At 68.3% G+C, this 24,756-nt stretch carries 17 protein-coding genes; 7 read left to right on the plus strand and 10 right to left on the minus strand.

The window, feature by feature from the left end:
* Positions 1-21: 21 nt before the first annotated feature.
* A complete protein-coding gene (gene hemE, locus KRX52_RS12200; RefSeq protein ID WP_217682001.1) occupies positions 22-1,086 on the plus strand; it encodes a uroporphyrinogen decarboxylase in 1,065 nt (354 codons plus the stop codon).
* Positions 1,087-1,255: 169 nt separating this feature from the next.
* On the opposite strand, the gene KRX52_RS12205 is transcribed toward hemE, so the two are convergent.
* Positions 1,256-2,506 carry an MFS transporter gene (locus KRX52_RS12205; protein WP_217682002.1) on the minus strand — a complete coding sequence of 417 codons (1,251 nt, stop codon included), beginning with the start codon at positions 2,504-2,506 and terminating at the stop codon, positions 1,256-1,258.
* A 119-nt stretch (positions 2,507-2,625) separates the two neighbouring features.
* On the opposite strand from KRX52_RS12205, the gene KRX52_RS12210 reads away from it, so the two are divergent.
* Positions 2,626-3,558, plus strand: a complete 933-nt coding sequence (locus KRX52_RS12210; RefSeq protein ID WP_217682003.1) for a LysR substrate-binding domain-containing protein — start codon at positions 2,626-2,628, stop codon at positions 3,556-3,558.
* A 70-nt stretch (positions 3,559-3,628) separates the two neighbouring features.
* Entirely contained in the window at positions 3,629-4,399 is a 771-nt protein-coding gene (locus tag KRX52_RS12215; protein WP_217682004.1) for a ParA family protein, read from the plus strand.
* A gap of 39 nt (positions 4,400-4,438) precedes the next feature.
* On the opposite strand, the gene KRX52_RS12220 is transcribed toward KRX52_RS12215, so the two are convergent.
* From KRX52_RS12220 to KRX52_RS12230, 3 genes are all read right to left on the minus strand, one after another.
* Positions 4,439-5,233, minus strand: a complete 795-nt coding sequence (locus KRX52_RS12220) for a universal stress protein (RefSeq protein ID WP_217682005.1) — start codon at positions 5,231-5,233, stop codon at positions 4,439-4,441.
* 125 nt (positions 5,234-5,358) lie between these two features.
* Complete coding sequence (trxC, locus tag KRX52_RS12225) at positions 5,359-5,799, minus strand: thioredoxin TrxC (protein ID WP_217682006.1); 441 nt, start codon at positions 5,797-5,799, stop codon at positions 5,359-5,361.
* Positions 5,800-5,904: 105 nt separating this feature from the next.
* Positions 5,905-7,182, minus strand: a complete 1,278-nt coding sequence (locus KRX52_RS12230) for a bifunctional O-acetylhomoserine aminocarboxypropyltransferase/cysteine synthase (protein WP_217682007.1) — start codon at positions 7,180-7,182, stop codon at positions 5,905-5,907.
* 243 nt (positions 7,183-7,425) lie between these two features.
* Between KRX52_RS12230 and KRX52_RS12235 the strand changes: the two genes are divergently transcribed.
* The gene (locus tag KRX52_RS12235; protein WP_217682008.1) at positions 7,426-7,752 is read left to right on the plus strand and encodes a DnaJ family domain-containing protein; all 327 of its coding nucleotides are present in this window, start codon (positions 7,426-7,428) and stop codon (positions 7,750-7,752) included.
* Positions 7,753-7,759: 7 nt separating this feature from the next.
* Here the strand turns inward: KRX52_RS12235 and selO are convergent, their stop codons facing one another.
* The 3 genes from selO to KRX52_RS12250 form a co-directional block, all read right to left on the minus strand.
* Positions 7,760-9,223, minus strand: a complete 1,464-nt coding sequence (gene selO / locus KRX52_RS12240) for a protein adenylyltransferase SelO (RefSeq protein WP_217682009.1) — start codon at positions 9,221-9,223, stop codon at positions 7,760-7,762.
* A 55-nt stretch (positions 9,224-9,278) separates the two neighbouring features.
* A complete protein-coding gene (gene mscK / locus KRX52_RS12245; RefSeq protein ID WP_217682010.1) occupies positions 9,279-12,602 on the minus strand; it encodes a mechanosensitive channel MscK in 3,324 nt (1,107 codons plus the stop codon).
* 119 nt (positions 12,603-12,721) lie between these two features.
* Entirely contained in the window at positions 12,722-14,464 is a 1,743-nt protein-coding gene (locus tag KRX52_RS12250) for a potassium/proton antiporter (RefSeq protein WP_217682011.1), read from the minus strand.
* Between the two features lie 295 nt (positions 14,465-14,759).
* Between KRX52_RS12250 and KRX52_RS12255 the strand changes: the two genes are divergently transcribed.
* Positions 14,760-15,605 (plus strand): 23S rRNA (adenine(2030)-N(6))-methyltransferase RlmJ, encoded by an 846-nt coding sequence (locus tag KRX52_RS12255; protein ID WP_217682012.1) that lies wholly within the window; start codon positions 14,760-14,762, stop codon positions 15,603-15,605.
* A 115-nt stretch (positions 15,606-15,720) separates the two neighbouring features.
* On the opposite strand, the gene msrA is transcribed toward KRX52_RS12255, so the two are convergent.
* Positions 15,721-16,368, minus strand: a complete 648-nt coding sequence (gene msrA / locus KRX52_RS12260) for a peptide-methionine (S)-S-oxide reductase MsrA (RefSeq protein ID WP_217682013.1) — start codon at positions 16,366-16,368, stop codon at positions 15,721-15,723.
* 199 nt (positions 16,369-16,567) lie between these two features.
* Between msrA and KRX52_RS12265 the strand changes: the two genes are divergently transcribed.
* On the plus strand, positions 16,568-17,152 hold the full coding sequence (locus KRX52_RS12265) for a hypothetical protein (protein ID WP_254797548.1): 585 nt from the start codon (positions 16,568-16,570) through the stop codon (positions 17,150-17,152).
* 75 nt (positions 17,153-17,227) lie between these two features.
* Here KRX52_RS12265 and aceF read toward each other — a convergent pair whose 3' ends face one another.
* Together aceF and aceE are read right to left on the minus strand one after the other, a co-directional pair.
* Positions 17,228-18,850: a dihydrolipoyllysine-residue acetyltransferase gene (gene aceF / locus KRX52_RS12270; RefSeq protein WP_217682014.1), complete on the minus strand. Its 1,623-nt coding sequence runs from the start codon at positions 18,848-18,850 to the stop codon at positions 17,228-17,230.
* Between the two features lie 11 nt (positions 18,851-18,861).
* Complete coding sequence (gene aceE / locus KRX52_RS12275) at positions 18,862-21,510, minus strand: pyruvate dehydrogenase (acetyl-transferring), homodimeric type (protein ID WP_217682015.1); 2,649 nt, start codon at positions 21,508-21,510, stop codon at positions 18,862-18,864.
* Between the two features lie 260 nt (positions 21,511-21,770).
* Here aceE and glnE point away from each other — a divergent pair, with 260 nt between their 5' ends.
* Complete coding sequence (gene glnE, locus KRX52_RS12280; RefSeq protein ID WP_217682016.1) at positions 21,771-24,707, plus strand: bifunctional [glutamate--ammonia ligase]-adenylyl-L-tyrosine phosphorylase/[glutamate--ammonia-ligase] adenylyltransferase; 2,937 nt, start codon at positions 21,771-21,773, stop codon at positions 24,705-24,707.
* The last annotated feature ends 49 nt before the right edge of the window (positions 24,708-24,756 follow it).

Consider the following 24,756-nt stretch of genomic DNA (forward strand, 5'->3'; position numbering starts at 1 on the left):
GAATTTTCGCCGGAAGCCGTTATGACCGTCCTGAAGAACGACCGTTTCCTTCGCGCCCTGCTCAAGCAGCCCGTCGACGTCACCCCGGTGTGGATGATGCGTCAGGCCGGACGCTATCTCCCCGAGTACCGTGCCAGTCGCGCCAAGGCCGGCGACTTCATGAGCCTGTGCATGAATCCCGAGCTGGCCTGCGAGGTGACCCTGCAGCCGCTGGACCGCTATCCGCTGGATGCCGCGATCCTGTTTTCCGACATCCTGACCATCCCGGATGCCATGGGCCTCGGCCTGTACTTCGAGACCGGCGAAGGCCCGCGTTTCAAGAAGGTCATCAGCACCCCGGCCGACATCGCCGCGCTGCCGATTCCCGATCCGGAGAAGGATCTCGGCTACGTGATGGATGCGGTGCGCACCATCCGCCGCGAGCTCAACGGCCGCGTGCCGCTGATCGGCTTCTCCGGCAGCCCCTGGACCCTGGCCACCTACATGGTCGAGGGCGGCTCCAGCAAGGACTTCCGCAAGTCCAAGGCCATGCTCTACGACAACCCGCAGGCGATGCACGCGCTGCTCGACAAGCTGGCCCAGTCGGTCACCAGCTACCTCAACGGGCAGATCCTCGCCGGCGCCCAGGCCGTGCAGATCTTCGACACCTGGGGCGGCAGCCTGTCGGATGCGGCCTACCGCGAGTTCTCGCTGTTCTACATGGAGCGCATCGTCGCCGGCCTGATCCGTCAGCACGAAGGCCGCGAAGTGCCGGTGATCCTGTTCACCAAGAACGGCGGCCAGTGGCTGGAGGCGATGGCCGATAGCGGCGCCACCGCCCTCGGCCTGGACTGGACCTGCGACATCCGCAACGCCCGCGCCCGCGTCGGCGACAAGGTGGCCCTGCAGGGCAACATGGACCCGACCGTGCTGTACGCCAACCCGACGGCGATCCGCGCCGAAGTGGCGCGCATCCTCGAGCGCTACGGCAATGGCAGCGGCCACGTGTTCAACCTCGGCCACGGCATCACCCCGGAAGTCGACCCGGCGCATGCCGGCGTGTTCATCGAGGCGGTGCACGAGCTGTCGGCGCAGTATCACCACTGAGCCGCGCCTGAGCTGAAAAAAAAGCCCGATCATCGATCGGGCTTTTGCGTTTTTGTAGTGTGGATAGGCACCCCGTAGAAAACCCGCGCCGCGGTTTGCTACCCGCCGCGTGGCGCCGTTCGCTTGGTGGACAATCGCTGCGCGAGTTGTCGCACCCTACGGGGGCACTTCAGACTTGCGGTTGCTTGGGCGGCAGCCGCGACAGGTGCAGCGCTACCAGCAGGGCTAGCACCAGCAGGGCGGCGATGAACAGGCCGACGCCGGTCCAGCCGCCGTGCTGCCAGAAGAAGCCGCCGAGGGTGCCGGCGATGCTGGAGCCCAGGTAGTAGCTGAACAGGTACAGCGACGAGGCCTGGCCGCGGGCCTGCAGGGCGCGGCGGCCGACCCAGCTGCTGGCCAGCGAGTGGGCGGCGAAGAAACCGAAGGTGAACAGCAGCAGGCCGGCGAGGATCGCCGGTAGCGAAGACAGCAGGGTGAGCAGCAGTCCGCCCAGCATCAGCAGGATCGCCGGCCAGAACACCCGGTGGCGGCCGAGGCGGTCGGCCAGCAGGCCGGCCTGGGTCGAGCTGTAGGTGCCCGACAGGTAGACCACCGAGAGCAGGCCCACCCAGCTCATGCTCAGCGCGTAGGGCGCCTCGAGCAGGCGGTAGCCGATGTAGTTGAACAGGGTGACGAAGCCGCCCATCAGCAGGAATGCTTCGAGAAACAGCCAGGGCAGGCCGCGGTCGGACAGGTGCAGGCGCAGGCCGCTGGCCAGGTTGGCGAGACTCAGCGACGTGGCGCGAAAGTTTCGCGAGTCCGGCAGCAGGCGCCAGAACAGCAGGGCGGCGAGCAGCGCCAGACCGCCGAGGGTAGCCACCGCCACCTGCCAGGAGAAGAAGTCCACCAGCACGCCACTGATCAGTCGCCCGCTCATGCCGCCGAGGGCGTTGCCGGAGATGTACAGTCCCATGGACAGGCCGAGGTGCTGGGGATGGATTTCCTCGCTGAGATAGGTCATCGCCACTGCCACCAGGCCGCTGAGCGACAGGCCGACCAGCGCGCGCATCAGCAGCAGGGCGTGCCAGTTGGGCATCAGCGGGCCGAGCAGGGTGCACAGCGCCGCGGCGCACAGGGCGGTGACCATCACCGGCTTGCGGCCGACGGCGTCCGACAGCGGGCCGGTGAACAGCAGGCCGACGGCCAGGGTCACGGTCGACACCGACAGCACCAGGCTGCTTTGCGCCGCGCTGAGAGCGAAGGCGACCGACAGTACCGGCAGCATCGGTTGCACGCAGTAGAGCAGGGCGAAGGTGGCGAAACCGCCGGCGAACAGCGCCCAGCAGGTGCGGCGAAACTGCGCGGTGCCCTTCTCGACATAGGCGGTCGGGTCGGTGGCGGCACTCTGCGCTTGCGCAGGGCTGGCGACAAGGCTAGTCATGGCTACCTCGCGGGTGGCGTCACGGGAGGGGATGCCGGCAAGGATAGGCGAGGCGCCATTCTTAGTTCCAATATATTATTCGACTCATCTGATAGGTATTGCGACTCGATAGAGGCGTCATGGAACTCCGCCACCTGCGCTATTTCATCGCCGTTGCCGAAGAGCTGCACTTCGGTCGCGCCGCCCAGCAGCTGGGCATTTCCCAGCCGCCGCTGAGCCAGCAGATCCAGGCCCTGGAGGAGGAGCTGGGCGTGCGCCTGTTCGAGCGCACCAACCGCCGGGTGGCGCTGAGCGAGGCCGGCCGGCTGTTCCTGCCCGAGGCGCGTCAGGTGCTGGCCCAGCTGGAGCGGGCGGTGGCCATCGCCCGCCGCGCCCAGCGCGGCGAGCTGGGCGAGCTCAAGGTCGGCTTCACCTCCTCGGCGCCGTTCACCTCGACCATCCCGCGGGCGATCCAGGCCTTCCGCCTGGCCTGCCCGGACGTGCATCTGGACCTCTGCGAGCTGAGCAGCCGCGGGGTGGCCGAAGCGGTCGCCGAGGGACGCTTGCAGGTGGGCATGCTGCGCCCGCTGGACGCGCTGCCGGCGGGGCTGGCGGCGCTGGAGCTGTTCGTCGAGCCGCTGGTGGCGGTGCTGCCGGCTGGCCATCCGCTGGCGCTCGGCAGCGAGGCTGGGGTGAGCCTGGCGGCGCTGGCCGGGGAGCCCTTCGTGTTCTTCCCACGCAGCTTCGGCACCGGTCTCTACGACCAGCTGCTCAGCCTGGCGCGGGCCGCCGGCTTCACCCCGCGCATCGTCCAGGAGGCCAGCGAGGCGATGACCCTGATCGGCCTGGTCGCCACCGGTCTCGGTGTCACCGTGCTGCCGGCCTCGTTCAGCCGCATGCGCATCGACGGTGTGGTCTGCCGCACCCTGCGCGATGCCGGGGCCAGCACGGCAGTGTGGCTGGTGCGCCGACAGGATGAGCGCTCGCCGCTGGTGCAGCGCTTCGCCGAGCTGCTCGAGCGGGAGGCCCGGGGAAAAGCATCGTTGCCAGTTGAAATCACAATACTGCAATAATCTGATCATAACTCTGCAATAAACTGCACGTTGCAGGCATACGGACAACACCAATCAGGAGGGTATTTTCATGCGGCGTGTGGTGTTCAATCAGAAGGGCGGGGTCGGCAAGTCGAGCATCGCCTGCAACCTGGCGGCGGTGAGTGCGGCGCAGGGCTATCGTACCCTGCTGATCGACCTCGACAGCCAGGCCAACTCCACCCACTACCTCAGCGGCCTGACCGGCGAGGACGTCCCGCAGGGCATCGCCGACTTCTTCAAGCAGACCCTGGCCGGCGGTCTGGGCAAGAAGCCGAAGGTCAAGGTGGTCGAGACGCCCTTCGCCAACCTGCATCTGGTCACCGCCAGTGCCGAGCTGGCCGACCTGCAGCCAAAGCTGGAGGCCAAGCACAAGATCAACAAGCTGCGCAAACTGCTCGACGAGCTGGACGAGGATTACGAGCGGATCTACCTGGATACCCCGCCGGCGCTGAACTTCTACACGGTTTCCGCGCTGATCGCCGCCGATCGCGTACTGATCCCCTTCGACTGCGACAGTTTTTCGCGCCAGGCGCTGTACGGCCTGCTCGCCGAGCTGGAGGAACTGCGCGAGGACCATAACGAGGACCTCGAGGTCGAGGGTATCGTGGTCAACCAGTTCCAGCCGCGCGCCGCGCTGCCGCAGCAGCTGCTCGACGAGCTGCTCGCCGAGCAGCTGCCAGTGCTGCCGGTGTACCTGGGGGCTTCGGTGAAGATGCGCGAGTCGCACCAGGCCTGTACGCCGCTGATCCACCTCGATCCGCGGCACAAGCTGACCCGGCAGTTCGTCGAACTGCACGAGTATCTGGAAAACGCCGACTGAGCCAGGCCGGCGAGCACTCCGGCGCGGTGGCCTGAGCCGCTAGCGCACCACCAGCACGTCGCACGGCGGTTGGCGCAGCAGCTCGAGCGCCAGGCTGCCGAGCAGGACGTCGGCCAGCATGCCGCGACTGTGGGCGCCGAGGGCCAGCAGTTGCGGCTGGCGCTCGGCCAGCACCGCCTGCAGGCAGGACTCGCGCTCGCCGTGGCGCAGTTCGTGGCTGAGCTGGGCGGGACGCGCCGGCAGGGCGCTGCCCTCGTCGCTCACCAGGCGATCGAACAGCTCGCGCTCGAATGCCACCGCGACCGGATCCTCGCTCGCATGGACTTCTGCCACCTCGTGGATATGCAGGGCGTGCAGCGTGGCACCGTCGCCCAGCAGCGCCCACGCCTGGCGCAGGGCGCGACTGGCGCAGGGCGAGTAGTCCAGCGCCACCAGGGCGCGGGTCCAGGGGGCCGGCTCGGCGTTGACCGCCAGCAGCACCGGCGCCGGGCTGCTCTGCAGGATGCGCTCGAGGGTGGTGCCGGCAAAGCCCTGTGGCGATTGCCGGTGATGGGCGCCAAGCACCAGCAGGTCGATTGCCAGGCCGCGCGCCTGCAGGAGGATTTCCACCACCGGCCGGCCGCGGCGCAGCAGCACCTTGCCCTGGGGCAGGCCGAGGGCCTGCAGGCGCGCTTGCAGTCGCGCGCGGATCGCTGTGTCGTCCGCGGCCGCCGTTGTCGGTACATGCAGCAGGGTCAGACGCGCGCCGTTCTGCAGCGCCAGTTGCACCCCGCGCTGCAGGGCCAGGTCGGCCTCGGGACTGAGGTCGTGGGCGACGAGGATGTGCTGAACCATGGCGGTCTCATGCGGCTGGACTAAGGGCGCCAGTATGCCGCGTGAGGCGCGGGCTGTCCTGCCGGCCGTAGGATGCGCCATGCGCACCACGCCTTGACGCGGCCAGTGGGGGCGCGCGGCGCACCCTACGTCGGCAGGCCATGCTGGCGCAGCCAGGCACGCAGCTGCGGCAGCGCCAGAGCGCCGCTCTGGCGCGCTACCTCCACGCCGCCCTTGAACAGAATCAGGCTGGGAATCGAGCGGATGTCCAGCTGGGCGGCCAGCGGCTGGTTGGCCTCGCTGTCCAGCTTGGCCAGGCGCACGCGCCCGGACAGCTCGCGGGCGGCCTGCGCGAAGGTCGGCGCGAAGGCCTTGCACGGCCCGCACCAGTCGGCCCAGACGTCGAGCAGCAGCGGCAGGTCGCCCTTGAGCTGGGCGGCGAAGCCGGCGGCGTCGACGGCGAACGGCGTGCCGGGCAGCACGGCACTCTTGCAGCGCCCGCAGCGCGGCGCCTCGCCGAGACGGGCGGCGGGGATGCGGTTGAGGCCGCTGCAGTGCGGGCAGGGGATGATCAGCGAGTCGGTCATGGCGGGCTCCACAGGGTGATGAGCCTAGTGTGGGGCCGGCGGCGGGGATATCAAGGCTGCGTAGGGTGCGCCGCGCGGCGGTGCGCGCGGCGCACCCTACGGGGATCAGCCTTTCGAGGCTTCCAGCGCCTGGGTCAGGTCGGCAAGGATGTCGTCGATATGCTCGATGCCGATCGACAGGCGCACCAGGTCCCGGGACACGCCGGCCTGGGCCAGCTCCTCGTCGTTGAGCTGGCGGTGGGTGGTGGAGGCCGGGTGGCAGGCCAGCGACTTGGCGTCGCCGATGTTGACCAGGCGCACCACCAGCTTGAGCGCGTCGATGAACCTGGCCGCCGCCTCGATGCCGCCAACGATGCCGAACGACAGGATCGACGCCGGCTGGCCGCCCATGTAGCGCTGCGCCAGCGCGTGCTCCGGGTGGTCGGGGAGCCCGGCGTACTTCACCCAGCTGACCTGCGGATGGCTCTGCAGGAACTCGGCGACCTTGCGCGCGTTCTCGCAGTGGCGTTCCATGCGCAGCGGCAGGGTTTCCAGGCCCTGCAGGATCAGGAAGGCGTTGAACGGCGAAAGCGCGGCGCCGGTGTTGCGCAGCGGCACCACGCGGCAGCGGCCGATGAACGCCGCCGGGCCGAAGGCCTCGGTGTAGGTCACGCCGTGGTAGGACGGATCCGGGGTGTTGAGCAGCGGGAAGCGTGCCTTGTTGTCCGCCCAGGGGAACTTGCCGGAGTCGACCACGATGCCGCCGATGCTGGTGCCGTGGCCGCCGATGTACTTGGTCAGCGAGTGCACCACGATGTCGGCGCCGTGCTCGAACGGCCGGCAGAGGATCGGCGTGGCCACGGTGTTGTCGACGATCAGCGGTACGCCATGGCGATGCGCGGCGTCGGCCAGCGCCTGCAGGTCGACGATGTTGCCCGCCGGGTTGCCGATCGATTCGCAGAACACCGCCTTGGTGTTGGCGTCGATCAGCGCTTCCAGCGCGGCGATGTCGTCGTGGGGCGCGAAGCGCACCTCGATGCCCTGGCGCGGCAGGGTATGGGCGAACAGGTTATAGGTGCCGCCGTACAGCTTGGCCACCGAGACGATGTTGTCGCCGACCCCGGCGATGGTCTGGATCGCGTAGGTGATCGCCGCCATGCCGCTGGCCACCGCCAGCGCCGCCACGCCGCCCTCCAGCGCCGCCACGCGCTTTTCCAGCACGTCGGTGGTCGGGTTCATGATCCGCGTGTAGATGTTGCCGGCGACCTTGAGGTCGAATAGGTCGGCGCCGTGCTGGGTGTCGTCGAAGGCGTAGGAGGTGGTCTGGTAGATCGGCACCGCCACCGCCTTGGTGGTCGGGTCGGGGCTGTAGCCGGCGTGGATGGCCAGGGTTTCCGCTTTCATGCGCGCGCATTCCTTCGTGGGCAGGGAAAACGCGCAGCATGCCGAGCGCCACCGGCTCCGGTCAATGACGTGAGGCAAACGGGCGTGGTGGTTTTAAGACCGGATCATTCTGTACTTATGACGCCGCGTGCAGCGGCTACACCCGCATGGCGACGCCGACCAGCGGGGTGGGCGGCGCAATGCCGACGCGGCCTGGCCGGGCGTACCATGGTCGTCCGGGCAGTGGCGGAGCGGGGAGGGGACATGGGGACTCTGGACGACGAGATCGGCCGCAAGCTCGCCGAGGCGGAAGCGGCCGGGCAGCTGAAGTCGGGCCAAGGCAAACCGCTGCAGATCGACGAGGCCTGGCTGCAGACCCCGCCGGGGCTGCGCATGGCCTTCCAGGTCCTCAAGAGTGCCGGCGTGCCGCCGGCGGAAGTCGAGCTGTTCCAGCAGCGCGCGCAATTGCGCGAGGCCCTTGGCGCCGCGGCGGACGAGAGCACTCGCCGGCGCCTGCAGCGTCAGCTGGCCGAGCTGGAGCAGAACATCGCCTTTCGCCTGGAGGCGCTGCGACGACTGGGGCAGGGCTGAGCGCGGCTCACGACGAGCAGCTGATCTCCAGGTGCTTGCCCCACTCCGGCGGGCGCTCGGCATAGCGGTCCATGCCCGGCTGCTGGTCGAACGGGTGCGCCAGCACCGCATGTAGCTCGCGCACCACGCGGTAGTCACCCTGTTCGGCGGCCGCGATGGCCTGCTGGGCCAGGTAGTTGCGCAGCACGTACAGCGGATTGACGGCGTGCATGCGCGCGCGGCGCAGTGCCTCGTCGTCAACGCCATCGCGGGCGACCCGGGCGAGGAACTCGGTACTCCAGCCGTCGAAGCCGGCCAGATCGACGAAGTCCGCCCGCAGCGTCTGCAGGGACTGCGCGGCCGGCTGCTCGCCCAGGTGGCGGAAGAACAGGTTGTAGTCCACGCCGCCTTGCTGCATCAGCGCCAGCAGGCGCTGCACCAGCACCTCGTCGCCGCCCTCGGCCGTGCGCAGGCCGAGGCGCTGGCGCATGAGCTCGAGATAGCGGGCCTGGTAGCGCGGCAGGAACAGGCCAAGCGATTCGCGTAGATGCTCCACCGTCACCAGCGGGGTCAGCGCCTGGCCCAGCGCGGAGAGGTTCCAGTGGGCGATCGGTACCTGGTTCTCGAAGCTGTAGCGGCCGCTGTCGTCGGAGTGGTTGCACACGTGGCGGGCGTCGAAGTCGTCGAGGAAGGCGTAGGGGCCGTAGTCGAAGGTCAGGCCGAGCAGCGACATGTTGTCGGTGTTCATCACCCCGTGGCAGAAGCCGTAGGCCTGCCACAGGGCGATGGTTTCGGCGGTGCGCTCGACCACGGTGCGGAACAAGGCGCTGAACGGCTGTTCCTGCTCGCGGCACTCCGGGAAGTGGCAGTCCAGGGCGTGCTCGGCGAGCTGGCGCAGGGCGTCGTGCTGGCGGGAGTAGTAGAAGAATTCGAAGTGGCCGAAGCGCAGGTGGCTGGGCGCCAGGCGCAGCAGCATGGCCGCGGTTTCGGTGCGCTCGCGGTACACCGGGGTGCTCGAGGCGGTGACGCACAGCGCGCGGGTCGTGGGGATGCCCAGCGCCGCCAGCGCCTCGCTGGCGAGGAACTCGCGGATCGAAGAGCGCAGCACCGCGCGGCCGTCGCCCATGCGCGAGTAGGGCGTATAGCCGGCGCCCTTGAGGTGCAGGTCCCAGTGCTCGCCGGCGGCGTTGACCACCTCGCCGAGCAGCAGGCCGCGACCGTCGCCGAGCTGCGGGTTGTACTGGCCGAACTGGTGCCCTGAGTAGACCATCGCCCGCGGCTCGGCGGTGCTCCACAGCTTGTGCCCGGAACACAGTTCGGCGAACTCGGGACGTTCGGCTTCGCCCGGGGCGAGGTCGAGCAGGGCCATGGCCGCCGCGCTGGCCACCACCAGCCGCGGCTGCTCGATGGGTTGCGGCTGCACGCGGGTGGAGAAGGTGTCACCCAGGCGGGCGAAGCGGTTGTCGAATTCGAGCTGGTCGAGAGTGTTCACGAAGGCCTCCGGCAATTCCCGAGCATTGTGCTGGGAATTGCCGCGGGCCGTCCAGTCAGGCCTTGGCCGCCTTGCTCGCATCGCTCGGCGGCAGCGCCTGCTCGTTGACCAGTTGCAGGTGCTGGCCCTGCAGGTTCTTCACGAGCACGTCGAGCTGGCGAAAGGCGATGTCGATGTCGTGCTCGCGAAACAGGCGGTCGATCTCGCGGTTGATCTCGTCGACCGCCGCGTTGCGGTCGCCCAGCTCGCGCACGTGGATGCGCAGTTCGTGGTCGAGCGTGCTCTCGTTGAAGGTGAGGAACAGCACCGTCGGCTCCGGCTCCTTGAGCACCCGCGGGTTGTTGCGGGCGATCTCCAGCAGCAGCCGGCGCACCAGGTCGAGGTCCGAGCCGTAGGCCACGCCGATCTTGATGGTGACGCGGGTGACGGTGTCGCTCAGCGACCAGTTGACCAGCTGGCTGGTGATGAAGGTCTTGTTGGGGACGATGATTTCCTTGCGGTCGAAGTCGACGATGGTGGTGGCGCGGATGCGGATCTTGCTCACCGAGCCGGACAGGTTGCCGATGGTCACCACGTCGCCGATGCGCACTGGCCGCTCGAACAGGATGATCAGGCCGGAGATGAAGTTGGCGAAGATCTCCTGCATGCCGAAGCCGATACCCACCGACAGCGCCGCCACCAGCCATTGCAGCTTGTCCCAGCTCAGGCCGAGAGTCGACAGGGTGCTGACCAGGCCGAAGGCCATGATCGCGTAGGACAGCAGGGCGGTGGTGGCGTAGGCGCTGCCCTGGGCCAGGTTGAGGCGCGACAGCACCAGCATTTCCAAGAGGCCCGGCAGGTTGCGCGCGAGGATCAGGGTGATCACCAGGATGACCAGGGCGCCGATCAGGTCGCTCAGGCTGATCGGCACGCGCACCGCGGTATCGCCGCTGCCGCTGGTGTATTCGTAGAGGTCCACGCTGTCGAGGTAGGTGAACACCGCCAGCAGGTCGGCCCAGACGAAGTAGAAGATGCCGACGAAGCCGAGCAGCAGGCCCAGGCGCACCAGGCGCATCGACTGCTGGTTGACCTGCTCGAGGGCCAGGGTCGGCTCCTCGATCAGCTCGCCATCGGCGCCTTCGCGGGCCGGCTGCTGGCGGCGCGCGTGGGCACGCTGCAGGGCCAGGCGGCGGGCGGCGATGTCGAGGCCGTGCAGCACCATCGACTGCACCACGGTCCAGATGGCGATGATGTACAGGCTGTCGAGCAGGCGGCCGGTGAGCTTGAGTGCGGTGTAGTAGTAGCCGAAGCCGACCAGCAGCACGTGGGCCAGCGGCAGGCCGACCAGCAGCAGTGCGGCGATGAAGTGCAGCACCCGCGAGCCGAAGAACGGCGGCTGGCTGCGCATGATGCGCAGCAGGATGCCGCTCATCAGCAGGAAGCCGCTGAGGACGATGAAGATGCCCAGCACGTCCTCGGCCAGCCCGCTGAGCTGGCGTTGGGCGATGCTCACCACCAGCACCATCGGCATGACCACCAGGCCGAGCTGGCGCACCTGACGATAGAGGCTCTGCACCCGCGCCGGATCCCAGCCGAAGTGCCGCTCGATCACGCTGCCGCGGGCCAGCAGGCGGTAGCTGACGCCGAAGACGCTCAGGGCCTGGGCCAGCTTGAGCAGCGACTCGCCGAAGATGGTGGTGCCGGCCTGCGGATCCTTGATCAGCACCAGACCGCAGGCGGCGACGATCAGCGGCAGCGGCAGCACCAGCAGGAAGTGGTAGAGCACCGCCAGCGGGGTCAGCAGCTGGCGGTAGCGGTGCAGGTGGTCAACCTCGTCGTCGATGCGCGCCAGCTGGCGGCGCAGCCAGGGGCGGCCGGTGAGCAGGGCGGCGAGCAGCACCACCAGCGGCAGAAACAGCAGCGGCTGGCCGATCAGGCCGTGGCCGATGGCCGTGGCGCTGTCCTGGATCGGCAGGGCGTCGAGCTGGCGCTGCAGGCGGCCGGGCACTTCCTTGAACCATTCGAGGTCGAGCGGCTTGTTGCTGGCGATCCAGAACATCTGCTCGTCGAGGGTGCGGCTCAGGCTGGCGCTGGTGGCGAGCAGCTGCTTCTGGTTGAGCTGCAGGGTGATGGCCTGGGTCAGCAGGTTGCCCAGTTCGGTGTTGAGGCGGTCGAGCAGCGCCAGGCGCGCGCGGGTCAGCTGCTCCAGCTGGCTGCGCAGGTCGGGGGTGACGCTGGCGTCCGGCTGGCCGGCGAGCAGGTTGGCGACGTACTGGGTCGGGTTGACGATCTCGGCGCGGCGCTGGTTCAGCTCGAACTGGTACAGGCGCAGGTCGGCGATCTCGTCGGCAAGGTTCTTGTCGACGCTGACCTTGGGCAGGGCGTTCTTCTGCTGGTAGAGAATGCGGGTCAGCAGCAGGCTGCCCTTGAGCACGTCGATCTGTTCATCGAGGGCCTGTTCGGCCTGGGTGATGGAGTCGAGCTGCTGCTTGGTCTCGATGTTCTTGCGGATCAGCTCGTTGGCGCGGTCGGTGGACTTGAGCAGGTAGTCGCTCAAGGCCAGGTTGAGGTCGGCCTGGGTGGCGAGCAGGCTGCCGCGCTGGTTGTCGATGCTTTCGCGCGACAGCTGGGCGACGGTTTCCGCCGATTCCTCGCGGCGCTTGGTGTTGAGGCTGTTCTGCAGGGCGAGGATCTCGGCCTCGAGCCGGGCGATGCGCTGGGTCAGCAGGGCGCGCTGGCTGGCACTGAGATCCTGCAGGGCAGTGGTCCCGGCCAGTTCCTCGCGGCGCAGCAGGGAGACGGCCTCCAGCGCGGCCAGCTCGCTCTGCAGCAGGGTCAGCTGCTCGGGGCCGAGCGGCTGGTTGTTGTCCTTGCCGCTCTTGAGCTTTTCGCGGATGAGCTGGGCGCGGGTCTGGTTGGCGCTGATCTCGGCCTGGGCGCGCTCCGGGCGGGTCTGCGCGTTGATCAGGGCGTTGGTGGCCTGGGCCAGCTGCGCCTGCCAGTCGTTGAGCTGGGTCAGCCGCTCGCCGAGCATGCCTTCCAGCTGGGCGGTGGGCAGGCTGGCGTAGCGCTTGCCCAGCTCTTCGGCGACCAGCGGCTTGAGCTGCGCCAGTTCGCGCTGGGCCTCGAGGGTCTGCTTGGGCGCGGCGGCCAGCTGCTGCTTGAGACTGGCCAGCTCGGCGCTGCTGCCCTTGAGGGTCTGCAAATGGTCGAGAGTCTGCTGCAGGGTGTCCTGCAGGGCCTTGTGCTCGGCCTCCGGCAGCTTGCGCGCCTCCAGGGCGTCGAGCTGTTTCTGCACGGTAGCGGCACTGGGCAGGGCGTCGGCGGCGCCGGCGAAGGGCGCGAGGATCAGCAGACCCAGCAGCAGCGAAGCCAGGAACGGGCGTAGCTTGAACATCATGGCGAACACGGTTTTTTGTTGAGGAACCGGCAAGCCTACTGGTGCTGCCCCGTGGCGACAAGGCTGCCGGTCCGGAAGTGGGATGGCGGTGGCGCGGCGACCACCGCCAAACGCTCGACTCAGAGCATCAACAGCGGCCCCGCGCTACCGGCCGGGAGCTTCAGGCCGACCTTGCGGATACGGTTGCCTTCCATCAGCGCCACCGTCCAGAGGCGGCCGGCCCACTCGACCTGGTCGCCGACCACCGGCTCGCCGCCGATCTGCTGGGTGATGAAGTGGCCGAGCTGCTGGCTGCCGTCGACGCCCTGCAGGTCGAGGCCGTAGAGCGCGGCCACCGGCCCCAGCTCGGCATCGCCCTCGAGCACGAAGTCGCCGAAGAAGCGCAGGTCCTGGCCGCGCTTGGGCGCCTGGCTGAACAGCTTGCCGAGGGCCGGCAGGTCCTTTTCGTGGCCGATCACGCAGAGCACGTCGCCCGCTTCGAGACGGCTGCTGCCGCTGGGGTGGAGCAGTTCGCGGCCGCGAAACAGCGCGGCGATGCGTGTGCCCTCGGGCATCTTCAGCTCGCGCAGCTGCGCGCCGATGCACCATTTGCCGGCGCCCAGACGGTAGACGAACAGCTCCCACTGGCTGGTGGGGTGGACTTCCAGCCCGGCGCGCGAGATCGGCGCCGGTTGTGGCGGCACCTCGACGCGGGTTTTGCGCGCGGCCCAGCCCAGGGTGGTGCCCTGCAGCAGCAGGGAGACCAGCACGATGAAGAACGCCACGTTGAAGAACAGCTGGGCGTGGGGCAGGCCGGCGACCAGCGGGAACACCGCGAGGATCACCGGCACCGCGCCGCGCAGGCCGATCCAAGAGATGAACAGGCGCTCGCGGAAGTGGAAGGCGCGAAACGGCAGCAGGCCGACGAACACCGCCAGCGGGCGGGCGAACAGGATCATCCACAGCGACAGGGCCAGCGCCGGCACGGCGATCGGTAGCAGCTCGCTGGGGGTGAGCAGCAGGCCGAGGATCAGGAACATGCCGATCTGGCTGAGCCAGGCCAGGCCGTCGAACATGTGCAGGATGCCGTGGCGGTTGCGGATCGGCCGGTTGCCGAGCAGCAGGCCGCAGCTGTACACGGTGAGGATGCCGCTGCCGCCGATCTCGCCGGACACCGCGTAGAGCATGACGCCGCCGCTGACCGCCAGCAGCGGGTACAGGCCGTCGGCCACCGACAGACGGTTGACCAGCTGCAGCAGCAGCCAGCCGCCGCCCAGACCGAGCAGGATGCCGATGCCGAACTGCTGGAGCAGGTTGAGCAGCACGTCTGCGGCGGTCAGGCTCTGCCCGGAGGCCAGCACGCCGATCAGGGTCACGGTGAGGAACATCGCCATCGGGTCGTTGCTGCCCGATTCGATTTCCAGGGTCGGTCCCACCCGCTCGTTGAGCCCCTTGCCGTTGAGCAGGTTGAACACCACTGCGGCGTCGGTGGAGCCGACGATGGCGCCGATCAGCATGCCTTCGAGCAGCTTGAGGTCGAACAGCCAGGCGGCGGCCAGGCCGGTCAGGCCCGAGGTGATCACCACGCCGACGGTGGCCAGCGACATCGCCGGCCACAGCGCCACGCGGAAGGTGGCTACCCGGGTACGCATGCCGCCGTCGAGAAGGATCATCGCCAGCGCCAGGTTGCTGACCGTGTAGGCCAGCGAATAGTCGTTGAACACGATGCCGCCGATGCCGTCGACCCCGGCAAGCATGCCGACCGCGAGGAAGATCACCAGCACCGGAATGCCGACGCGCGCCGAGAACGCGCTGACCAGGATGCTGATGCCGACCAGCAGGGCGCCGATGAAGAACAGGCTGTTGACGGCAGTGGTATCCACGGTGGGCTCCATGTCCAGGTTGACGGCAATGCATATTCATGCATTGAACATGCCATCCGATTCTAACTCGTTGATTTGGCTGGTGGTCAAATAATATCCGGCAATTGTCTCGTCGCCCCGGGAGGGCGCCATCGCTACCAGTCTGCGCGGCCATTGTTGCAGGGCGCCGGCGGACTGCCGGCGTTGCCTGCGCAGCTGCTAAACTGCCCGGCCTGTGGCGGGGCGCCTGCCCCGCGTTCCTTCCGTCCGTCGCCCGCCGGCGGCGGACACTGCGATCCGCCGGAATGATCCTCGAATGAACTACCGTCACGCCTTCCACGCCGGCAACCATGCCGATGTGCTCAAACATGCCGTGCTCAGCCGCCTGCTGAGTCTGATGGCACGCAAGGACAAGCCCTTCGCCTATCTCGACAGCCACGCCGGCGTCGGCCTCTACGACCTGGCCGGCGAGCAGGCCGGCAAGACCGGCGAATGGCTGCAGGGTATCGCCCGCCTGTGGGGGCGCGACGATCTGCCGGCGCTGCTGGATGATTACTGCGCGGTGATTGCCGCGCTCAACCCGGACACCGGGCTGCGCTACTACCCCGGCTCGCCGGAAATCGCCCGTCGCCTGACCCGTGACCAGGACCGCGTGCTGCTCAACGAGAAACATCCCGAGGATGGCCGGCTGCTCAAGGACAACATGGCCGGCGACCCGCGGGTCACCGTGCACCTGGGCGAGGGCTGGCACCTGGCCAAGGCGCTGCTGCCGGTGGCCGAGAAGCGCGCGCTGCTGCTGATCGACCCGCCGTTCGAGCAGGCCGACGAGCTGGAGCGCTGCGTCGAGTCGCTGAGCACGGCGATCGCGCGCATGCGCCAGGCGGTGGTGGCGATCTGGTATCCGATCAAGGATGCCCGCCAGCTCAAGCGCTTCTACCAGGAGCTGCAGAAGAGCGGCGCGCCCAAGCTGCTGCGCGCCGAACTGTGGGTGCATCCGAGCGACAATCCGGCCGGCCTCAACGGCTCCGGCCTGGTCATCGCCAACCCGCCGTGGCCGCTGGAGGACGAACTGCGCGAGCTGCTGCCGTATCTGGCGAGGCATTTGGCGCAGAGCCAGGGCGGCTGGCGCCTGGACTGGCTGATCGAGGAGAAGGCGGGCTGAGTGAGTTGCCTGATCGTGCCCACGCTCTGCGTGGGCACGCCAGCGGCCGGACGCAGAGCGTTCATGGCTGCGGGTCCCACGCAGGAGTGTGGGAGCCATCGAGAAGGCGGGCTGATCAGGCCGGCAGGCACACCCCGGTGCCGCGCAGGCCGCAGTAGCCGCCGGGGTTCTTCGCCAGGTACTGCTGGTGGTAGGCCTCGGCGTAGTAGAACGGCGGTGCCTCGCGGATCTCGGTGGTGATCGCGCCGAGGCCGGCGCGGGCCAGTTCGGCGGCGTAGGCCTCGGCGCTGGCGCGCGCTTCGGCCAGCTGCGTGGGGGTGCTGCAGTAGATCGCCGAGCGGTACTGGGTGCCGACGTCGTTGCCCTGGCGCATGCCCTGGGTCGGATCATGGGCCTCCCAGAACACCTTGAGCAGGGCTTTGAGGCTGGTCTGCTGCGGGTCGTAGACCACTCGCACCACCTCGGTATGTCCGGTCAGGCCCGAGCACACCTCGTCGTAGGTCGGATTGGGCGTGAAGCCGCCGGCATAGCCCGCCGCGGTCACCCACACGCCCGGCTGCTGCCACAGGCGCCGCTCGGCGCCCCAGAAGCAGCCGAGGCCGAACTGCACTTCCTCGAGTCCTGCGGCAAACGGCGGCTGCAGCGGGTTGCCATTCACGTAGTGGCGGTCGGGAACCGGCAGCGGGCTGTCGCGCCCCGGCAGGGCCTGCTCGGCGCTGGGCAGCGCGAGCTTGTGGGCGAGGATCGGTGAACGCAGGACCATGGCGGGCCTCCCGGACGGTCGATGGGGATCAGATCGTTCAACTTGCCAGCGTCCGTCACATGTCGCAACCATTGGCCGGCGACAGGCTTTACCCGGTGGGGGCTATCCTGTTAACACTAGCGGCTGCCGTTGGCGCAACTGCACCGCCGTGCGCGAGAGCAGGCCGCCGGCATCGTTCATGTCACCAAGGGTAAATATCATGCAATCAGGATTCATGCAGCGGCTGCGTCGCGGCCTGCTGCTGGCACTGCTGGGTGCCGCGCTGCCGGCGACGGCGGCCAGCGAGGGAGCGGTTAGCGACGAGAGCCCGCGCGAGAAGGGCAGCGCAACCGGCAGCAGCGAGGCGAGCCTGGGGAGTGCCGAGCAGGAGCGCTATCTGGCCGAATTGCAGCGTCTGTATCCGCGGCAGTCGTCGCGCAAGGCGCTGCTGGAACACTGCAATCGCCTGCTGGAAAGCTACGCCCTGCGGGCCGGCTATCGGGTTGGCGAGCAGCGCCCCGACGATCTGTTCTACCAGCTCAGCGTTGCCCGCTCGGGGGTGCTCAACGTGCGCGAGGAAACCCGCAGTGCCGACGGCAGCCGGGTGGCGGTGCGCAACCAGCTGGTGGAGCTGTTCGGCGTCGATCCGTTCGTGCGCTACGAGTGCCCGAACCGCGGGCCGGCCTGCCTGGTGCTCAACCCCCAGGACGGCACGCCGCTGCTGACCCTGGTGCGCGATCACACCGGGGTGGCCGAGCTGGCCAAGGCGATGACCTTTCTGATCCGCGACCTGCAGAAAGGCTGAGTTCTTCGGCTGGCTGAAAACAACAACCCCGCCAGCTGGCGGAGTTGTTGTTGGTGCGGCGGACGTGCGCGGCGTTTACAGCAGCAGCGAACGGATCTCCGCCAGCAGGTCGGCCAGGCGACGGGTGAAGCGCGCCGCGGCGGCGCCGTTGATCACCCGGTGGTCGTAGGACAGCGACAGCGGCAGCATCAGCTTGGGCTGGAACGCCTTGCCGTCCCACACCGGCTGCATGCTCGCCTTGGACACGCCGAGGATCGCCACTTCCGGCGCGTTGACGATCGGCGTGAAGCCGGTGCCGCCAATGTGACCGAGGCTGGAGATGGTGAAGCAGGCGCCCTGCATGTCGTCGGCGGAGAGCTTCTTGGTGCGCGCCTTCTCCGCCAGTTCGGCGGCCTCGGCGGACAGTTGCAGCAGGCTCTTCTGGTCGACGTTCTTGATCACCGGCACCAGCAGTCCGTCCGGGGTGTCCACGGCGAAGCCGATGTGCACGTACTTCTTGCGGATCAGCGCCTTGCCGCTGGGGGCCAGCGAGCTGTTGAAGTCCGGCAGCTCGCGCAGCACGTGGGCGCAGGCCTTGAGCAGGAACGGCAGCACGGTCAGCTTGACGCCGGCCTTCTCGGCCGCCGCCTTCTGCGCCACGCGGAAGGCTTCCAGCTCGCTGATGTCGGCCGACTCGAACTGGGTCACGTGCGGCACGTTGAGCCAGCTGCGATGCAGGTTGGCGGCGCCGACCTGCATCAGGCGGGTCATTGCCACTTCTTCCACTTCGCCGAAGCGGCTGAAGTCGATTTCCGGAATCGGCGGGATGCCGGCGCCGGAGGTTGCGCCGGCTGCCGGCGCGGCCTTGGCCTTGTTCATCATCGCCTTGACGTAGGCCTGCACGTCTTCCTTGACCACCCGGCCTTTCGGGCCGCTGGCCGGCACGTCGACCAGCTCCACGCCGAACTCGCGGGCCAGCATGCGTACCGCCGGGCCGGCGTGCACCTTGCCGGCCGGGCGCTTGGGCGCCTCGACCAGCGGGGCGATGGCCGCCACAGGCGGTTCTGCCGCTGCCGGGGCAGGCGCTGCAGCCGGAGCCGGAGCCGGTGCGGAGGCGGTCACGGGCGCGGCGGCCGGCGCAACACCGGCCACGCGCAGGGTGAGGATCAGCGCGCCGGTGCCGACCTCGTCGTTGAGCTTGACCGCCACGCTGTCGACGGTGCCGGCCTGCGGGCAGGGGATTTCCATGCTCGCCTTGTCCGACTCCAGCACCAGCAGCGACTGGTCGGCTTCGACCACGTCGCCGGGCTTGACCAGCAGTTCGATGATGCGTGCCTTGCCGGCCGAGCCGATGTCCGGCACATGCACCTGCTGCAGGCTTTCGCCGACCGGCGCTGCAGGTGCAGGGGCAGGCTCGGCAGCCACCGGGGCGGCCGTCGGGGCTTGGGCCGCCGGCGCACTCACGGCGGGAGCCGCGGCGCTGGCGCCCTCGGCTTCCAGCTCGAGCAGTTCGTCGCCGGTCTTCAGCTTGTCGCCCAGCTTGATCTTCAGGCTCTTGATCACCCCGGCCTTGGGCGCGGGGATCTCCATGCTGGCCTTGTCGGACTCCAGGGTCAGCAGGCTCTGGTCGGCCTCGATGCGGTCGCCGACCTTGACCAGCAGTTCGATCACTTCACCATCGCCGCTGCCGATATCGGGTACGCGAATCAGTTCACTCATCGCTTCTCTCCTCAGCAATCCAGCGGGTTGGCTTTGTTGGTGTCGATGCCGAACTTGGCGATGGCTTCGGCGATCACGGTGCGCTCGATCTCGCCGCGGTCGGCCAAGGCCTCCAGCGCGGTCAGTACCACCCAGTAGCGGTCCACCTCGAAGAAGTGGCGCAGCTTCTTGCGGCTGTCGCTGCGGCCGAAGCCGTCGGTGCCGAGCACCTTGTATTCCTTGACCGGGACCCACTGGCGGATCTGATCGGCGAACAGCTTCATGTAGTCGGTGGAGGCGACCACCGGACCCTTGCGACCGGACAGGCACTGCTCGACGTAGGTCAGCTGCGGCTTCTGTTCCGGATGCAGGCGGTTGTGGCGTTCGACGGCCAGGCCTTCGCGGCGCAGTTCGTTGAAGCTGGTGACGCTCCACACGTCGGCGCCGACGTTGTACTCCTCGCGGAGGATCTTCGCCGCCTCGCGCACTTCGCGCAGGATGGTGCCGGAGCCCATCAGCTGCACATGGCAGCCGGCGTCGCGCTTGTCCTCTTCGAGCAGGTACATGCCCTTGATGATGCCGTCCTCGACGCCTTGCGGCATGGCCGGCTGGGCGTAGGCCTCGTTCATCGCGGTCAGGTAGAAGAACACGTTCTGCTGCTCTTCGGTCATCTGGCGGATGCCTTCGCGGATGATCACCGCCATTTCGTAGGCATAGGTCGGGTCGTAGGTGCGGCAGTTGGGGATGGTCGACGCCAGGATGTGGCTGTGGCCGTCCTCGTGCTGCAGGCCTTCACCGTTGAGGGTGGTGCGCCCGGCGGTGCCGCCGATCAGGAAGCCACGGGCACGGCTGTCGCCAGCCGCCCAGGCCAGGTCGCCGATGCGCTGGAAGCCGAACATCGAATAGAAGATGTAGAACGGCAGCATCGGCTGGTTGTGGGTGCTGTAGGCGGTGGCTGCAGCGATCCAGCTGGACATGGCGCCGGCCTCGTTGATGCCTTCCTCGAGGATCTGGCCCTTCTTGTCCTCGCGATAGAACATCACCTGGTCCTTATCGACCGGCTGGTACAGCTGGCCGACCGAGGAGTAGATGCCGAGCTGGCGGAACATGCCTTCCATGCCGAAGGTGCGTGCCTCGTCCGGGATGATCGGCACGATGCGGCTACCCAGATCCTTGTCCTTGACCAGCTGCGAGAGGATGCGCACGAAGGCCATGGTGGTGGAGATTTCGCGGTCGCCGGTGCCGTCGAGGATTGCCTTGAGGGTTTCCAGCGGTGGGGTCGGGATGCTGAAGCTCTTGCTGCGGCGCTGCGGCACGAAGCCGCCGAGCTTCTCGCGGCTCTTCAGCATGTACTTCATTTCCGGGCTGTCCGGCTCCGGCTTGTAGAACGGCAGCTCTTCGAGTTTGTCGTCCGGAATCGGGATGCCGAAGCTGTCGCGGAAGGCCTTGAGGCTTTCCAGGTCGACCTTCTTGACGTTGTGGGTGATGTTCTGCGCCTGGCCGGATCCGGTGCCGTAGCCTTTGATGGTCTTGGCCAGCACCACGGTCGGCTGGCCGGTGTGGTTGACCGCCTCGTGGTAGGCTGCATAGACCTTGAACGGGTCATGGCCGCCGCGGTTGAGCTTCCAGATTTCCTCGTCGGAGAGGTCCTTGACCATCTCCAGCAGCTCCGGACGGGCACCGAAGAAGTGCTCGCGGACGAAGGCGCCGTTGTTGGCCTTGTAGTTCTGGTACTCGCCGTCGACCACCTCGTCCATGCGCTTCTGCAGCAGGCCCTTGGTGTCCTTGGCGAACAGCGGGTCCCACATGCGGCCCCAGATCACCTTGACCACGTTCCAGTCGGCCCCGCGGAACACGCCTTCGAGTTCCTGGATGATCTTGCCGTTGCCGCGCACCGGGCCGTCGAGGCGCTGCAGGTTGCAGTTGACCACGAAGATCAGGTTGTCGAGCTTCTCGCGGCCGGCCAGGGCGATGGCACCGAGGGATTCCGGTTCGTCGGTCTCGCCGTCGCCGAGGAAGCACCAGACCTTCTGCTTGCCGGCGGGGATGAAGCCGCGGTGCTCCAGGTACTTCATGAAGCGCGCCTGGTAGATCGCCTGGATCGGACCCAGACCCATCGACACAGTGGGGAACTGCCAGAAGTCCGGCATCAGCCACGGGTGCGGGTAGGAGGACAGGCCGTTGCCGTCCACCTCCTGACGGAAGTTGTTCAGCTGGTCTTCGCTGATGCGGCCTTCGAGGAAGGCGCGGGCGTAGACGCCGGGGGAGGCGTGGCCCTGGAAGTAGATCAGGTCGCCGCCGTGTTCTTCGGTCGGCGCCTTGAAGAAGTAGTTGAAGCCGATGTCGTACAGGGTGGCACTGGAGGCGAAGGTGGAGATGTGGCCGCCCAGGTCCGGGTCCTTCTTGTTCGCGCGCATCACCGTGGCCAGGGCGTTCCAGCGGATCAGCGAGCGGATGCGCCGTTCCATGAACAGGTCGCCCGGCATGCGTGCCTCGTGGGTCACCGGGATGGTGTTGCGGTACGGTGTGGTGATGGCGTACGGCAGCTGGGTGCCGGTGCGCGAGGCCTGCTCGCCCAGGCGGGTCAGCAGATACTGGGCGCGGGGTTCACCTTCACGATCGAGGACGGACTCCAGGGCGTCCAGCCATTCCTGGGTTTCGACGGGATCGAGATCTTGCATGGCTTGCTCCAGGGCGGAAAGGCTTCCAGAATCGAAAGCCGTATATAAAGCGCGGTCGGGCTTGTGGGCGATCGCGGCGGATTTTGTGGTTTTCGGGTTGCGACGCTGTTGCAGCGTGCTCCACCTGCCAGGGGTCACCCGGCGACTCGTGTAGTTTTACTACATGTTTGCGACAAAAGCAGCTCCCTACGACAAAAGTTGAGTAGCAAAACTACAGCGCGCCTCGACGGCGGCGGCCAAGGTGCCGCTAAGGATAGATCATGAGCCTTCCCTCCCTGACCATCTTGCCGGCGGAGTTGCACGCGCTGGTCGAACACGCCCGGCAGACTTTCCAGTCGCACCTCGACGAGGGCGGGCAAGCCGCGCTGGCGGCCTGGCCGCAGGTGCGCCGCGAGGCGCTGGAGCGGGTGCTGGGGGCCAGCGATTTCGTCGCCGAACAGGCGGCGCGCGACCCGCAGATGCTCCTCGAGTTGGCCGCCAGCGGCGAGCTGGAGCGCGCTCTGGCGGCGGGCGAACTGCGCGACCAGCTGGCGCAGGCGCTGGCCGGCTGCAGCAGCGAAGACGAGCTGGCGCGCTGCCTGCGCCGCTACCGCAACCGCCAGCAGCTGCGGATCATCTGGCGCGACGTCAACCGCCTGGCCGACCTGGCCGAGACCTGCCGCGACCTCTCCGAGCTGGCCGACGCCAGCATCGACCTGGCCTACCACTGGCTGTACGCGCGGCTGTGCGAGCAGTCCGGCACGCCGATCGGCGGGCGCAGCGGCGAGGCCCAGCACCTGGTGGTCCTCGGCATGGGCAAGCTCGGTGCCTTCGAGCTCAATCTGTCCTCGGACATCGACCTGATCTTCGCCTACCCGGAAGGCGGCGAGACCGTGGGCGCGCGGCGCGCGCTGGACAACCAGGAATTCTTCACCCGCCTGGGGCAGAAGCTGATCAAGGCGCTGGACGCGCTGACCGTCGACGGCTTCGTGTTCCGCGTCGACATGCGCCTGCGCCCCTACGGCTCCAGCGGCCCGCTGGTGTACAGCTTCGCCGCTATGGAGCAGTACTACCAGGACCAGGGCCGCGACTGGGAGCGCTACGCGATGATCAAGGCGCGCGTGGTGGCCGGCGACCAGGCCGCCGGCGCGCAGCTGCAGCAGATGCTGCGGCCGTTCGTCTATCGCCGCTACCTGGACTTCTCGGCGATCGAGGCGCTGCGCACCATGAAGCAGCTGATCCAGCAGGAGGTGCGCCGCAAGGGCATGACCGAGAACATCAAGCTCGGCGCTGGCGGCATTCGCGAGGTGGAGTTCATCGCCCAGGCCTTCCAGCTGATCCACGGCGGGCGCGACCTCAGCCTGCAGCAGCGGCCGCTGCTCAAGGTGCTCGCCACCCTGGCCGGGCAGGGCTACCTGCCGGCGCCGGTGGTGGACGAGCTGACGGAGGGCTACTGCTTCCTGCGCTACCTGGAGCACGCCCTGCAGGCCATCGCCGACCGGCAGACGCAGATGCTCCCCGACGGCGAGCTGGAACGCGCGCGGGTCGCCTTCATCATGGGCTTCGACGGCTGGAATGCCTTGCTCGACCGCCTGGCCTACTGGCGCGGGCGCATCGACTTCCATTTCCGTCAGGTGATCGCCGATCCCGACGACGAGGGCGGGGCCAATCTGGCCGGCATCGGCGACGAGTGGCTGGCGCTGTGGCAGAACGCGCTGGAGGCGGAGGCCGCCCGGCACCAGCTGCGCGAGGCCGGCTTCGCCGATGCGGCCGTCGCCTGGCAGCGCATCGAGGGCCTGCAGCATGCCTCGCCGGTGCGCGCCATGCAGCGCCTCGGCCGCGAGCGGCTAGACGCCTTCATGCCTCGTCTGCTGGCGGCCATGGTCGCCCACGGCACTCCGGACCTGTTGCTCGAACGCCTGCTGCCGCTGGTCGAGGCGGTGGCGCGGCGCTCGGCGTACCTGGTGCTGCTCAGCGAGAACCCCGGGGCGCTGGAGCGCCTGCTGACCCTGTGCGCGGCCAGCCCGTGGGTGGCCGAGCAGATCGCGCGCTTCCCGCTGCTGCTCGACGAGCTGCTCAATGAGGGGCGCCTGTACAGTCCGCCCGGCAAGGCCGAGCTGACCGCCGAGCTGCGCGAGCGGCTGACGCGGATTCCCGAGGACGACCTCGAGCAGCAGATGGAGGCGCTGCGCCACTTCAAGCTGGCCCACGGCCTGCGCGTGGCCGCCTCGGAGATCGCCGGCAGCCTGCCGCTGATGAAGGTCAGCGACTACCTGACCTGGTTGGCCGAGGCGATCCTCGAACAGGTCCTGCAGCTGGGCTGGCGCCAGGTCGCTCAGAAGCACGGCTACCCACGCCGCGCCGACGGCAGCGTGGCCAGCGAACCGGACTTCATCATCGTCGGCTACGGCAAGGTCGGCGGCATCGAGCTGGGCCACAGCTCCGACCTCGACCTGGTGTTCGTCCACAGCGGCGACCAGCAGACCGAGACCGACGGCGCCAAGCCGATCGACAGCGCGCAGTTCTACACCCGCCTGGGCCAGCGCATCATCCACCTGCTCACCGCGCAGACCGCCTCCGGCGCCCTGTACGAAGTGGACATGCGCCTGCGCCCCTCCGGCGTGTCCGGCCTGCTGGCCAGCTCGCTGGCGGCCTTCGAGCGCTACCAGGAAAGCGAGGCCTGGACCTGGGAGCACCAGGCGCTGGTGCGCGCGCGCAAGCTGACCGGCTCCGAAGCGGTGGCCGAGCAGTTCGAGCTGATCCGCGCCCGCGTGCTCGGCCGCGAGCGCGATGGCGCCGCGCTGCGCAGCGAAGTCAGCGAGATGCGCGCCAAGATGCGCGACAACCTGGGCACCAAGAGCACCGCCGGCGGCACCGCGGCGGAGGCGTTCGACGCGGCGGCGACCTTCAATCTCAAGCACGATGCCGGTGGTATCGTCGATATCGAATTTATGGTGCAATATGCCGTTCTCGCCTGGTCGCGGCAGTACCCTGAACTGCTGCGTTTCACCGACAACATCCGCATTCTGGAAGGGCTGGAGCGGGCTGGCTTGATCGCCGGCGCCGACGTCCGTCTTCTGCAGGAGGCCTACAAGGCCTATCGCGCAGCTGCCCACCGCCTGGCCTTGCAGAAACAGGCCGGCGTCGTGAGTGGCGACCACTTCCACGAGGAGCGCCGCGGCGTGATGCGGATCTGGCGCGAGCTGGGGCTCGCGTAGGCGGCAGGTCGCGGGCGACCTGGCTGCCGCAGGCAGAAGTGCGGCGCGT

The sequence above is a fragment of the Geopseudomonas aromaticivorans genome, from assembly GCF_019097855.1.
In the GTDB taxonomy this organism is placed as follows: Bacteria; Pseudomonadota; Gammaproteobacteria; order Pseudomonadales; family Pseudomonadaceae; genus Geopseudomonas; species Geopseudomonas aromaticivorans.

Coding starts and splice junctions, on each gene's coding strand:
- hemE (WP_217682001.1), top strand. CDS start 22: ATGACCGTCCTGAAGAACGACCGTTTCCTTCGCGCCCTGCTCAAGCAG.
- KRX52_RS12205 (WP_217682002.1), bottom strand. CDS start 2,506: ATGACTAGCCTTGTCGCCAGCCCTGCGCAAGCGCAGAGTGCCGCCACC.
- KRX52_RS12210 (WP_217682003.1), top strand. CDS start 2,626: ATGGAACTCCGCCACCTGCGCTATTTCATCGCCGTTGCCGAAGAGCTG.
- KRX52_RS12215 (WP_217682004.1), top strand. CDS start 3,629: ATGCGGCGTGTGGTGTTCAATCAGAAGGGCGGGGTCGGCAAGTCGAGC.
- KRX52_RS12220 (WP_217682005.1), bottom strand. CDS start 5,233: ATGGTTCAGCACATCCTCGTCGCCCACGACCTCAGTCCCGAGGCCGAC.
- trxC (WP_217682006.1), bottom strand. CDS start 5,799: ATGACCGACTCGCTGATCATCCCCTGCCCGCACTGCAGCGGCCTCAAC.
- KRX52_RS12230 (WP_217682007.1), bottom strand. CDS start 7,182: ATGAAAGCGGAAACCCTGGCCATCCACGCCGGCTACAGCCCCGACCCG.
- KRX52_RS12235 (WP_217682008.1), top strand. CDS start 7,426: ATGGGGACTCTGGACGACGAGATCGGCCGCAAGCTCGCCGAGGCGGAA.
- mscK (WP_217682010.1), bottom strand. CDS start 12,602: ATGATGTTCAAGCTACGCCCGTTCCTGGCTTCGCTGCTGCTGGGTCTG.
- KRX52_RS12255 (WP_217682012.1), top strand. CDS start 14,760: ATGAACTACCGTCACGCCTTCCACGCCGGCAACCATGCCGATGTGCTC.
- msrA (WP_217682013.1), bottom strand. CDS start 16,368: ATGGTCCTGCGTTCACCGATCCTCGCCCACAAGCTCGCGCTGCCCAGC.
- KRX52_RS12265 (WP_254797548.1), top strand. CDS start 16,568: ATGCAATCAGGATTCATGCAGCGGCTGCGTCGCGGCCTGCTGCTGGCA.
- aceF (WP_217682014.1), bottom strand. CDS start 18,850: ATGAGTGAACTGATTCGCGTACCCGATATCGGCAGCGGCGATGGTGAA.
- aceE (WP_217682015.1), bottom strand. CDS start 21,510: ATGCAAGATCTCGATCCCGTCGAAACCCAGGAATGGCTGGACGCCCTG.
- glnE (WP_217682016.1), top strand. CDS start 21,771: ATGAGCCTTCCCTCCCTGACCATCTTGCCGGCGGAGTTGCACGCGCTG.